Annotated in this window: 10 protein-coding genes; 2 read left to right on the top strand and 8 right to left on the bottom strand. The window is 71.6% G+C overall.

Going from position 1 to position 11,867, the window contains the following annotated elements:
• The first annotated feature begins 5 nt into the window (after positions 1–5).
• Entirely contained in the window at positions 6–398 is a 393-nt protein-coding gene (locus JK363_RS29775; protein WP_201879615.1) for a CU044_2847 family protein, read from the top strand.
• Positions 399–508: 110 nt separating this feature from the next.
• Positions 509–1,444, top strand: a complete 936-nt coding sequence (hemC, locus tag JK363_RS29770) for a hydroxymethylbilane synthase (protein ID WP_201879613.1) — start codon at positions 509–511, stop codon at positions 1,442–1,444.
• 39 nt (positions 1,445–1,483) lie between these two features.
• Here the strand turns inward: hemC and JK363_RS29765 are convergent, their stop codons facing one another.
• From JK363_RS29765 to JK363_RS29730, 8 genes are all read right to left on the bottom strand, one after another.
• Positions 1,484–2,893, bottom strand: coding sequence for a phytoene desaturase family protein (locus JK363_RS29765; protein ID WP_201879817.1), 1,410 nt, complete (start codon positions 2,891–2,893; stop codon positions 1,484–1,486).
• 47 nt (positions 2,894–2,940) lie between these two features.
• Complete coding sequence (locus tag JK363_RS29760; RefSeq protein WP_201879611.1) at positions 2,941–3,768, bottom strand: inositol monophosphatase family protein; 828 nt, start codon at positions 3,766–3,768, stop codon at positions 2,941–2,943.
• A 135-nt stretch (positions 3,769–3,903) separates the two neighbouring features.
• Positions 3,904–5,439 (bottom strand): NCS1 family nucleobase:cation symporter-1, encoded by a 1,536-nt coding sequence (locus JK363_RS29755; RefSeq protein ID WP_201879609.1) that lies wholly within the window; start codon positions 5,437–5,439, stop codon positions 3,904–3,906.
• Between the two features lie 150 nt (positions 5,440–5,589).
• Complete coding sequence (locus JK363_RS29750) at positions 5,590–6,591, bottom strand: TIGR03842 family LLM class F420-dependent oxidoreductase (protein WP_201879607.1); 1,002 nt, start codon at positions 6,589–6,591, stop codon at positions 5,590–5,592.
• 23 nt (positions 6,592–6,614) lie between these two features.
• On the bottom strand, positions 6,615–8,018 hold the full coding sequence (hydA, locus tag JK363_RS29745; protein ID WP_201879814.1) for a dihydropyrimidinase: 1,404 nt from the start codon (positions 8,016–8,018) through the stop codon (positions 6,615–6,617).
• Positions 8,015–9,343, bottom strand: coding sequence for an aspartate aminotransferase family protein (locus JK363_RS29740; protein WP_201879605.1), 1,329 nt, complete (start codon positions 9,341–9,343; stop codon positions 8,015–8,017). The genes hydA and JK363_RS29740 overlap by 4 nt, the downstream gene beginning before the upstream one ends.
• Positions 9,340–10,182, bottom strand: coding sequence for a nitrilase-related carbon-nitrogen hydrolase (locus tag JK363_RS29735; RefSeq protein ID WP_201879603.1), 843 nt, complete (start codon positions 10,180–10,182; stop codon positions 9,340–9,342). The genes JK363_RS29740 and JK363_RS29735 overlap by 4 nt, the downstream gene beginning before the upstream one ends.
• Positions 10,183–10,343: 161 nt before the next feature.
• Positions 10,344–11,807 (bottom strand): hypothetical protein, encoded by a 1,464-nt coding sequence (locus tag JK363_RS29730; RefSeq protein ID WP_201879601.1) that lies wholly within the window; start codon positions 11,805–11,807, stop codon positions 10,344–10,346.
• Positions 11,808–11,867: the final 60 nt, after the last annotated feature.

Genomic DNA, 11,867 nt, shown 5'->3' with positions numbered 1-11,867 from the left:
GTCAGGTGACGGACTACGCCGAGATCCCGCTTTCCGATGGCACCCCCGTACGTCTTGAGCTGACCCCCGTGGCCACCGCCAACGGCAGCCCCGAAGCCGGTACGGCGGCGGACCCGCTGCCCGGCGGGATCGGCGGGGTGACACCGGTGTCCCGGGCCCGGCGTCCGGCCACGGTGCTGGTGACGGAAGGGCTGCGGACCGTACTGCGGCCGCTGGGCCCGCTGTTGCAGGAGGTCCATGACGCGGTGTCCGCCGCGCCGAACCCGCCCGACGAAATCCAGGTGCAGTTCGGGGTGCAGGTCGGCCAGGACCTCAAACTGGGCATCGTCGGCGCCAACGGACAGGCCAGCATGACGATTTCGGCCACCTGGCAGCTCTCGCGTCCCCGTACGGCCTGACCGATGGAGTGGTTCCGTCCCGACCCGGTCCCCCGGAGACGGACGTGCGGCTCGTCACCTCATCCACATCGTGGTCAGGCCCCCGGCCCGGACGCTCTATCGTGTACGCCATGTCGTCCACCGACCTCATCCGCATCGTCTCCCGTTCCTCCCCCATGGCTCTGGCTCAGGTCGAGCGGGTCCGCGCCGAACTCGCGGCCCTCCACCCCGGAATCCGTACCGAGGTGGTGCCGGTCACCACTTCCGGTGACCGGTGGATGGGCGATCTGTCGAAGCTGGGCGGGAAGGGCGCGTTCACCAAGGAGGTCGACGCGGCGCTGCTGGCGGGCGAGGCCGATCTGGCCGTGCACTGCATCAAGGACGTCCCCGCCGACCGGCCGCTGCCCGCGGGCACCGTCTTCGCCGCCTACCTCAAGCGGGACGACATCCGCGACGCCGTGATCCACCCCGAGGGGCTGACCCTCGACCAGATGCCCGAGGGCGCCCGGATCGGCACCTCCTCGGTGCGGCGGGTCGCCCAACTCGCCGTCACCCACCCGCATGTCCAGTGCGTGCCGATGCGCGGCAACGCCAACCGCCGTCTGGAGAAGCTGGACGCGGGCGACGCGGACGCGCTGCTGCTGGCCGTCTCCGGGCTGGAGCGCATCGGCCGTACGGACCGGATCAGCGAGATCCTTTCCGTCGACACCATGTGCCCGCCGATCGGCGCCGGGGTGCTCGGACTCCAGTGCCGGGAGGACGACACCGCCACGATCGAGGCCGTCTCCGGGCTCGGTGACACCGACGCGTGGAAGGAGGTCACCGCGGAGCGGATGCTGCTGCATGTCCTCCAGGGGCACTGCAACTCCCCCATCGCGGGCTTCGCCAAGGCCGAGCGCGACGGGCGGCTGTCGCTGCGCGCCCGGGTGTTCAGCCCGGACGGCAAGACGGTGCTGGACGCCCATGAGTGGGCGGGCCCGCTGGACCCGGCCACCCTGGGCACCTCGGTGGCGGTGGCGCTGCTGCGCCAGGGCGCCCGCGAGGTCATCGACACCATTCCGCACTGAGGGACCGGGGGAACGGCGGGCATCGCCGTGCGGACGGCGCTACCGCCGCTGCCGCAGCCTCCGCCACACCGCCCGCGCCGCGTGGTGCCCGGACATCCCGTGGACGCCCGGACCGGGCGGGGTGGCCGAGGAGCACAGGAAGACGGCGGGGTGAGGGGTGGCGTACGGGACGCGGGCCAGCCGGGGCCGTATCACCGCCTGGACGCCCGCGAAGGCACCACAGGCGATGTCGCCGTCCACGTAGTTGGCGTTGCGCGCGGCCAGTTCGGGCGGTCCGGCCACCGCACGAGCCAGGACGAGATCGCGGAAGCCGGGCGCGAAGCGCTCGATCTGCCGCTCGATGGCCTCCGTGGCATCGCCCGTCCAGCCGCTGGGCACATGGCCGTAGACCCAGAAGGTGTGCTTGCCCTCGGGGGCGCGGGAGGGGTCGAGCAGGGAGGGCTGGGCGCTGATCAGGAAGGGCACGCTCGGCTCGCGGCCCTCGGTGGCGGCCCGCAGCGCCGCGCCGATCTCGCCCGCGGTGGGACCGATGTGGACGGTCCCGGCGCGGCGGGCGTCGGGCGCGGTCCACGGCACCGGGCCGTCCAGCGCGTAGTCGATCTTGAAGACGGAGGCCCCATAGCGGTAGTGGCCGAAGGCGTTGCCCAGTCCGGCGATCCGGGCCAGCGCGGTGGGCGAGGTGTCGAAGACATACGCGCGGGCGGGCGGCAGCTCGTCGAGCCGCTTGACGGGGGTGCCGACATGGATCGCGCCGCCCTGCTCCCGCAGATACGAGCCGAGGGCGTCCGCGATGGACTGGGAGCCGCCCCGCGGCACCGGCCAGCCGACCTCATGGGCGGCGATCGCGAAGATCAGCGCGGGGCCCGCCGTGGTGAGGGCGCTGGTCGGCGCGATGACATGTCCGGCGAGCCCGCTGAACAGGGCCTTCGCCTTCTCGTCGCGGAAGCGGCGGGTGAGGAGGCCGACGGGCTGGAGGGCGTGCAGCCCGAAGCGGACCCAGGTGACCGGGTCACGCGGCACCCCGTCCCACTGGGTGCGCAGGACGTCGGGGGCGAAGGTGTGCCAGCTGCCGAGGTAGGGCGCGATCAGCCGCCGGTAGGTCCCGGCGTCGCGCGGTCCGAGCGACATGGCCGTCTCGCCGACCGAGCGGGCCAGCACCGCGGCGGAGCCGTCCGGGAAGGGGTGGGCCAGCGGCAGCTCGGGGTGCAGCCACTCCAGGCCGTGCCGGGCCAGCGGCATCCGGTCGAAGGCCGGGGAGCCGACCGCGAGGGGATGCACGGCGGAGCAGGGGTCGTGGCGGAAGCCGGGGAGGGTGAGCTCCTCGGTGCGGGAGCCGCCGCCGATCGCGTCGGCCGCTTCGAAGACCTCCACCGCACAGCCGCGGCGGGCGAGTTCGACGGCCGCGGTCAGCCCGTTCGGTCCGGCACCCACCACAACCGCGTCGAGCATCGACGGCACGTCGGCCTCCTCCTCGCCTGTGAGGATCAGTGAAACGATCAGCCGGCGGTGGCCAGCAGGCCCAGGATATGCCGTACGGTCGCCTCGTCCCGGGCCGCTGCGAAAGGAAGCGCGTTTCCGCCGGTGATACGGAACGACTCGCCGGTCAGTGTGGCGCTTGCGCCGCCCGCCTCGGCGACCAGCAGCAGTCCCGCGGCGTGGTCCCAGGCGTTCTCCCAGGTGAAGGCAAGGGCGTCGAGCTCACCGCGGGCCACCTTCAGATACTCCAGACCGGCCGAACCGCAGGGCCGCGGCCGGGCGCCCGGGGTGTGCAGACCGGACAGGGCGCGCTTCTCCGCGTCCGTGGTGAAGTCGTAGTGGGAGATGGCCACTTCGAGGACCGTGCCGGGCTCCGGGGAGCCGGATCGGATCGGCTCGCCGTTGAGCCAGGCGCCCTGGCCGCGCCGGGCCACGGCCATCTCGTCCAGCGCCGGGGCGAAGGTCCAGGAGGCCAGCAGTTCACCGTGGTGGGCGAGGGCCACGAGGGTCGAGAAGCCCGGGTCCCCGTGCACGAACTGCCGGGTGCCGTCGACCGGGTCGACGATCCACACCGGGGCGTCTCCGCCGAGCGCGTCGAGGACCGAGGGGTCGGCGTGCACACCCTCCTCGCCCACGACGGCCGAGCCGGGCAGCAAGCTGGTCAGGGAGGCCGCCAGATGCTGCTCGGCCAGCCGGTCGGCGGTGGTGACGAGGTCGTGCGGGCCGTTCTTCTCGACGATCTCGTGATCGTCGAGCTGCCGGAAGCGCGGCATGATCTCGGCGGCGGCCGCCTTGCGGACCGCCTCCTCGACCGCGGAGAGATCACCCGCGAGAAATTGATCGATCATGCGCTCATCGAACCATGTCGCTCCGACAGCCGGTGGACCGGTGGCGGCCGGACGGTGACACCCAGGTGAACCCCCTGACCGACCCCGGCCCCCGTCCGACCCCGGCCCCCGTCCGAGACCGGGGGACGCCGACGGTCAGCCGGTGCGGTGCCGGGCGGCTCCGGGCAACATCAGCACGGTGTAGAGCACGAGGGACGCCCCGAGCCCGACCGCCCAGCCGTAGTCGGCCAGCGGCTGGAGGAACGGAATCATCCCGTCCTGCGGGAACGGGCCCTTTCCGGGCTGGGAGTACGAGCCGCCCACCGCGAGCACCCCGCCGACCGCGAAGGCGACCACGGCCCGCCAGTTCCAGCCGGAGGCGTACCAGTAACGGCCACCGGGCCGGTAGAGATCGGCGAGGTCCAGCACCGTACGGCGGATGATCCAGTAGTCGGCGATCAGCACCCCGGCGACCGTGCCCAGCAGTCCGCCGACCACTCCGAGCCAGGTGAAGATGTACAGCTCCGGGGTGGAGGTGAGCTTCCACGGGAAGATCACCACACCGACGATGCCGGTGATCAGCGCCCCGGTGCGGAAGGTGATGAGCTTCGGTGCCAGATTGGCCAGATCGTAGGCGGGCGAGACGACATTGGCCGCGATGTTCACCGAGATGGTGGCGATCAGCACCGTCACCAGCGCGAAGAGCAGACCGAAGACATTGTCCGTCTTGCCCGCGAGTGCCACCGGGTCCCAGATGGCCTCGCCGTAGACGGCCTCGGAGCCGGAGGTGACGAAGACCGACAGCAGGGCGAAGGCCGTCATGGTGGTGGGCAGGCCCAGCGACTGGCCCCACACCTGCGCCCGCTGGCCCGCGCCGAAGCGGGTGAAGTCGGGGATGTTGAGGGAGAGGGTGGCCCAGAAACCGATCATGCCCATGAGGGCGGGGAAGAAGACGGGCCAGAAGTCACTGCCCCAGCCCAGCTTGGAGGGCTGGTCGAGCAGCGAGCCGAAACCGCCCGCCTTGACGGCTATCCAGACCAGCAGCACCACGGCCCCGACGAGCACGAAGGGCGCGGCCCAGTTCTCGAACCGCCTCAGGGTCTCCATGCCCCGGTAGATGATGGCCAGTTCCAGCGCCCAGAAGACGAGGAAGCACAGCCACAGGGTCCAGGGGTAGCCGCCGACCTCCCCGGCCTTCGCCCAGCCGCCACCGAAGACCTTGCCCAGCAGGATGTAGATGCCCTGTCCGCCGATCCAGGTCTGGATCCCGAACCAGGCACAGGCCACGGCGGCCCGGATCAGCGCGGGGAGGTTGGCGCCGCGCAGCCCGAACGAGGCGCGTGCCAGCACCGGGAACGGGATGCCGTACTTGGGCCCGGCATGGCCGGTGAGCAGCATCGGCAGCAGCACGATGACATTGGCCAGGGCGATGGTGAAGACGGCCTGCTTCCAGTCCATGCCGAGGGCGACCAGACCGGAGGCGAGGGTCCAGGAGGGGATGTTGTGGGCCATGCCGACCCACAGCGCGGTGAAGTTGTAGGTGGTCCAGCGGCGTTCGGCCACCGGCACCGGCCGCAGATCCTCGTTGCTGAAGCGGCTGTCGGCCAGGGAGGTGCCGGGCAGCAGCTCGACGCGGCCGTCGGGGTGGGTGGTCTGGGCGGGCTCGGCGGGGGGAGGTGCGGTAGCGGTCATGACGACCCTCTTCTTCGGGATGGGGAGAGGGGAAGCGCGGGGCGCGGAGAAGCGAACGCGGCCGTGCGGGGACCAGGAGGTCGCGGTCGGCCGGACAAGGGTGCGAGAGAACCGCGGACCGGCCCTGAACGGACCGGCCCGCGGGGGGAGTTATCCGGCGAGGGCGGGGATGATCCGCTCGCCGTAGGCGTCGATGGTCGACTCCTTGGCGTCGTGCATCGCGTAGACGGCGAACTGGTCGACGCCCAGCGACCGCAGCCGCTCCAGCTTCTCGATATGCGCCTCCGCCGGGCCCAGCAGACAGAAGCGGTCCACGATCTCGTCGGGGACGAACGCGGTGTCGGGGTTATCGGCACGGCCGTGGTGGCTGTAGTCGTAGCCCTGCCGGTCCTTGATGTACGCGGTCAGGGATTCGGGGACGGCCGCCGAGTGCTCTCCGTAGCGGGAGACGAGGTCGGCCACATGGTTGCCGACCATCCCGCCGAACCAGCGGCACTGCTCACGGGCGTGGGCGAGGTCGTCCCCGACATACGCGGGCGCGGCGACGCAGATGGTGACCGCGTCCGGGTCGCGCCCGGCCTCGGCGGCGGCGTCCCGCACCGCCTTGACCATCCACTCCGTCAGGAACGGATCGGCCAGCTGGAGGATGAAGCCGTCGGCCTTCTGCCCGGTCAGCGCCAGTGCCTTGGGTCCGTAGGCGGCCATCCACACCGGGAGCCGGCCGTCCTTGATCCACGGGATGTGGAGCGGGTTGCCGTCCACGACCGCCTCGCGGCCCTCGGCCAGATCGCGGATGGTGTCGATGGCCTCGCCCAGCCGGGCGAGGGTGTTGGGTTTACGGCCCGCCACCCGCATCGCGGAGTCGCCCCGGCCGATCCCGCAGACCGTGCGGTTGCCGTACATGTCGTTGAGGGTGGCGAAGGTGGAGGCGGTCACCTCCCAGGTACGGGTGCCGGGGTTGGTGACCATCGGTCCCACGATCAGCCGCTCGGTGTGTTCCAGGATGCGGCTGTAGATGACGAAGGGCTCCTGCCACAGCACGGCGGAGTCGAAGGTCCAGCCGTAGCGGAAGCCGTTGTTCTCGGCGCGTTGCATCAGGTCGACGACCCCTGACGCGGGCGGATCCGTCTGAAGGACGAGTCCGAAGTCCATGCTTGCTCCAGGTTCAGGGTTGTTCAGGAGAGGTACTGACAGGTGGCGCGCGGCACATACCGGCCGTGTCCGGCGCGGCCGGTGTACTCCCGCTGGTCGATGACGGTGGTGCCGCGCGACAGCACGGTCCGGACCTGTCCGGTGATCTGCTTGCCCTCATACGCCGAGTAGTCGACGTTCATGTGGTGGGTCTCCACCGAGAGGGTCTGTTCGGCGCCCGGATCGTAGATGACCACGTCGGCGTCGGCGCCGGGGGCGATGGTGCCCTTCTTCGGGTAGAGGCCGAACATCCGGGCCGGGGTGGCGCAGGCGATCTCGATCCAGCGGCGGCGGGAGATATGGCCGTCCACCACGGCCTGGTGGAGCAGATCCATCCGGTGCTCCACACCCGGCATGCCGTTGGGAATCTTCGAGAAGTCCCCGCGGCCCAGCTCCTTCTGACCGCTGAAGCAGAAGGGGCAGTGGTCGGTGGAGACGACCTGGAGGTCGTTGGTGCGCAGGCCCCGCCACAGCGCCGCCTGGTGCTCCCGTGGCCGCAGCGGAGTGGAGCACACGTACTTGGCGCCCTCGAAGTCCGGTTCGGCGAGGTTGTCGGTGGACAGGAAGAGGTACTGCGGACAGGTCTCGCCGAAGACCGGCAGCCCCTTGTCCCGGGCCTGGGTCAGCTCGGCGACGGCCTCCTCGGCGGAGACGTGCACCACGTACAGCGGGGCGCCGGCCACCCGGGCGAGCTGGATGGCGCGGTGGGTGGCCTCGGACTCCAGCAGCGCCTTGCGGACCTCACCGTGGTAGCGGGGGTCGGTCCGGCCCTCGGCGAGGGCCTGTTCGACCAGGACGTCGATGGCGATGCCGTTCTCGGCGTGCATCATGATCAGCCCGCCGTTGTGGGCGCCGCGCTGCATGGCGCGCAGGATCTGGCCGTCGTCGCTGTAGAAGACGCCCGGATAGGCCATGAACAGCTTGAAGCTGGTCACGCCCTCCTCCACCAGCAGATCCATCTCCTTCAGCGACCCCTGGTCGACATCGGAGAGGATCATGTGGAAGCCGTAGTCGATGGCGCAGTTGCCGCCCGCCTTCAGATGCCAGGCGTCCAGGCCCTCGCGCAGTGCGTGGCCCTTGGTCTGGATGGCGAAGTCGACGATGGTGGTGGTGCCGCCCCAGGCCGCAGCCCGGGTGCCGGTCTCGAAGGTGTCGGCGGCGAAGGTGCCGCCGAAGGGCATCTCCATATGGGTGTGCGGATCGACCCCGCCGGGGATGACGTACTTCCCGGTGGCGTCGATGATGCGGTCGGCGCTCCAGCCGCGGGCGCACTCGCTGTCGGACGCGGCCAGGGCCACGATCTTCTCGTCCTCGATCAGGACGTCGGCGTGGGTCTCCTCGGCGGCGGTGATGACAAGCCCGCCACGGATCACGGTACGGGGCATCAGCTCGTACTCCTTCCGGACTGGGTGGCCTTGAGGGCGGCCTCGAGGATCTCCGCGCCCTCCTCCGCCTCGGCGACGGTGAGGCTGAGCGGCGGGGCGATGCGCAGCACACTGCTGTTGTGCGCGCCGCCCTTGCCGATGAGCAGCCCGCCCTCGCGGGCGGCCTCCAGGACGGTGGAGGCGGCCTCGGGGGACGGCCGGTCGGTGCCCGGCTCGACCAGTTCGATACCGATCATCAGCCCCCGGCCGCGGACGTCGCGGACGGTGTCGAGACCGACGGTCGCGGCGCGCAGCCGCTCGATGAGCAGGCCGCCGACGCGGCGCGCATTGCCCTGGAGGTCGTGTTCGACCAGGTGGTTGAGGTTGGCGAGGCCCGCGGCCATGGTGACCGGGCTGCCGCCGAAGGTGGAGATGGAGTTGGCGTCCAGACAGTTCATGACCTCGGCGCGGGCCACCACCCCGCCGATGGACATGCCGTTGCCGATGCCCTTGGCGAAGGTGAGGATGTCCGGCGGCCCGGATCCCTCATGGGCCTGCCAGCCCCAGAAGTGGTCACCGGTGCGGCCCCACCCGGTCTGCACCTCATCGGTGATCCACAGGATGCCGTGCCGGTCGAGCACCTCGCGGAAGGCGGCGAACAGTCCGTCGGGCGGCGAGGTGAACCCGCCGACGCCCTGGATCGGTTCGGCGATCAGGGCGGCGACATTGCCGTGCGCCTGGCCGAGGACGTCCTCGAGGTCGTTCACGCACGCCTGGATGAACTCGGCGTCGCCGAGATCGGCGAAGGGTCCCCGGCCGCGCACCCCGCCGTGGACGTACAGGGTCTGCAACGGGGACAGACTGGTCGGTGACCAGGAGCGGTTGCCGGTGATGCCCACCGCCGAGAAGGACCGGCCGTGGTAGCTGTTGCGCATCGCCAGGATCTGGTTGGAGCGGCGGTGGGTGGTGGCCAGCAGCAGGGCGGTGTCATTGGCCTCGGTGCCGGAGGTGGTGAAGAAGACCCGCGCGTCGGGGATGCCGGACAGGGCGGCGACGCGCTCGGCCAGGTCCACCATGGGGCGGTCGAGGTAGAGCGTGGAGCTGTGCAGGATCCGGCCCGCCTGCTCGCTGATCGCCTTGGTGACCTCGGGCAGGGCGTGGGCGGTCATCGTGGTGAGGATGCCGCCGAAGAAATCGAGGTAGCGGTTGCCTTCGGCGTCCCAGACGTGCCGCCCCTCGCCGTGGGTGATCTCGATGGGCCGCTGGTAGTACAGGGCCAGCCAGTCGGGCAGCACGGCCCGGTGCCGCCGGTGCAGCGCGGCGTGGACACCCGAGGGCTGCTCACTCATGGCTTCACCAGCCCCTCGTAGGCGTCGGGCCGTCGGTCGCGGTAGAAGGCCCACTGCTGGCGCACCTCGTCGATGACATCGAAGTCGAGGTCCCGGACGATCAGCTGCTCCTCCTTGTCACTGGCCACCTCGCCGACGAACTGGCCGCGCGGATCGACGAAGTAGCTGGTGCCGTAGAAGTCGTTGTCGCCGTACTCCTCCACGCCCACGCGGTTGATCGCGGCGATGAAGTACTCGTTGGCGACGGCCGCGGCGGGCTGTTCCAGCTGCCACAGATACGCGGACAGACCGCGGGAGGTCGCCGAGGGGTTGTAGACCAGTTGGGCGCCGGAGAGCCCCAGCGCCCGCCAGCCCTCGGGGAAGTGACGGTCGTAGCAGATGTAGACACCGACCTTGCCGACGGCGGTGTCGAACACCGGCCAGCCCATGTTGCCGGGCTTGAAGTAGTACTTCTCCCAGAAGCCTTTGACCTGGGGGATGTGGTGCTTGCGGTACTTGCCGAGATAGCTGCCGTCCGCGTCGATCACGGCCGCGGTGTTGTAGTAGAAGCCCGACTGCTCGACCTCGTAGACCGGCACCACGATCACCATCCCGGTCTCCCGGGCCAGCTCCTTCATCCGCTGGACGGTCGGCCCGTCCGGCACCGGTTCGGCCCACCGGTAGTGCTCCGCCTCCTGCACCTGACAGAAGTACGGGGCGTTGAACACCTCCTGGAAGCCGATCACCTTGGCGCCCTGGGCGGCCGCCTGCCGGGCGTACTCCTCATGCTTCGCGATCATCGATTCGGTATCGCCGGTCCATGTGGCCTGGACGAGCGCGGCACGTACGACATTGGCCATGATCAGCTCCTTCACAGCAGTGCTCCGGAGGGTGTATTCCCGTCGTCAACCTGTGTCTACGCACGTAGAATCCGGCTGTGCTGAAGAACGTAGAAGCGCACTGACCACTCTGGCAATACCGCCGCCGTTACTCAACGAAGACGTCCAGTTTTCGCGTTGTGTCAGGCCAGACCGGCCACACGCAGTGCTAGTGCAAGATCGTGATGGCTGCTGGAGGACACCCGGTCCGCGGCATCGAGCAGCAGCGGCACCAGGATGGCCGGATCCTCACCGGCCGCGCCCGCCGCATCCTCCGGGCTCCGGGCCCGCACCAGCGCCCGCAGCAGCAGGCCCGCCTCATCGTCCGCACCCGCCTCGACCAGCGCCAGCGCGGTGTGCGCGATCTCCGCGACCGGCCGGGAGACACTCTGCCGCAGCAGCCGCTCACCGTCGGCCTGACGGCCCGCCGCCATCAGGGCCTCCGCGGCGGCGGCCAGCCTCGGGGGTGGCAGACACGCCATTTCCCAGAGCAGGGTGGCCACATCCGCGCCGAGTCCGGCACGCTCCAGCTCCGCCGCGAGCACCGGCAGCCGCGGGGCGGGCCAGGCGGCGGTCTCGCACAGCACCACATGGGCCTCGCCACCGCGCCCCTGCGCCCGCAGTCTGCCGAGCCGGGTCACGGCCTCGGCGGCGGCGCGGTGTGCCTCACCGCGCCGGGCTGCCTCCCGTACGGCGCGGTGGGTCGCGCTCTCGTCCCGGCCGCCGCGGCGGCGGCGCCGGGGGCCGTCCGCGGCGCCGTAGGCCCCGGCGAACCGGGCGCCCCGGGGTGTCGCCGGCGCGTCGACCACGGGAGGTGCCACGGGGTCCGCCACGGGGGCGGGAGCCGGGGGCAGCGGCCCGGCCGCTCCCCCGGCTCCCGCCGTGTCGGCGTCGGGCTCCACCCCGGCGAACCGTGCGCCACGGGGGCGGCTACGGGCGGGAGCGGCGGGCGGGGGTGCGGCAGCGGCGGGCGGAGGTACGGGCGCGGGACGCTCGGCGGGTGGCTCCGGCGGCGCGGGCGGGGCCTCGCCCACGGTGGCGTCGGCGCGCGCCCCCTCCGGCCGCGGGGGACGGTCGGGCCCGGCGGCAGGGGGCAGTGCGTCGAGGCGGGCGCGCAATTCCTCGCAGCGGGCGGTCGCCCGCTCCCAGTCGTCGTGCGCCCACGCCAGATCGGCGGCGAGACCGTCCCGCGCGGCGGTGTCCCCGGCGGTGTTTCCCCCGGCGGTGTGCACGGCCTCCTGGAGACGGCGTTCCCGCCGGGCCGCGCGCCGCTGTTCGCCCCGCATCGCCTCCAGCCGGTCCTGGAGCGCCGCGCGCCCACCGACCTCGGCGTCGTAGACGATGACCGCTGCCCGGTAGAGGGCGCCGGCGCGGACCGCGGCCTCCCGCGCCGCCTCCGGGCCGTACCGGGCGGAGAGGTCTTGCAGCAGCGCCTGGACCACATCCCACGGCGGCACCTCATGGCCGTCCAGACAGGCGTCCAGACCCTCGGGGTCGCGCCGCGCGAAGACGCCGTACCACCCCGCCTCCCGGTCCAGCCGCCGTGTCAGCGCACGCAGGAAGTCCGCGAACTCCCCGATCGCGGCTGGGAGTTGCCCGCCCGACATCGCCACCCCTCTCCCCCCCTCGCGCCCTTCACCCCCGTGGCCGCATTCGACACCCCGCGT

This window comes from Streptomyces coffeae (assembly GCF_016741875.1).
GTDB lineage: Bacteria > Actinomycetota > Actinomycetes > Streptomycetales > Streptomycetaceae > Streptomyces > Streptomyces coffeae.
Note: the sequence above shows the minus strand (reverse complement) of the source record. Positions and strands in the feature narration are given on the sequence as shown.

Coding starts and splice junctions, on each gene's coding strand:
- hemC (WP_201879613.1), top strand. CDS start 509: ATGTCGTCCACCGACCTCATCCGCATCGTCTCCCGTTCCTCCCCCATG.
- JK363_RS29765 (WP_201879817.1), bottom strand. CDS start 2,893: ATGCTCGACGCGGTTGTGGTGGGTGCCGGACCGAACGGGCTGACCGCG.
- JK363_RS29760 (WP_201879611.1), bottom strand. CDS start 3,768: ATGATCGATCAATTTCTCGCGGGTGATCTCTCCGCGGTCGAGGAGGCG.
- JK363_RS29755 (WP_201879609.1), bottom strand. CDS start 5,439: ATGACCGCTACCGCACCTCCCCCCGCCGAGCCCGCCCAGACCACCCAC.
- JK363_RS29750 (WP_201879607.1), bottom strand. CDS start 6,591: ATGGACTTCGGACTCGTCCTTCAGACGGATCCGCCCGCGTCAGGGGTC.
- JK363_RS29740 (WP_201879605.1), bottom strand. CDS start 9,343: ATGAGTGAGCAGCCCTCGGGTGTCCACGCCGCGCTGCACCGGCGGCAC.
- JK363_RS29735 (WP_201879603.1), bottom strand. CDS start 10,182: ATGGCCAATGTCGTACGTGCCGCGCTCGTCCAGGCCACATGGACCGGC.
- JK363_RS29730 (WP_201879601.1), bottom strand. CDS start 11,807: ATGTCGGGCGGGCAACTCCCAGCCGCGATCGGGGAGTTCGCGGACTTC.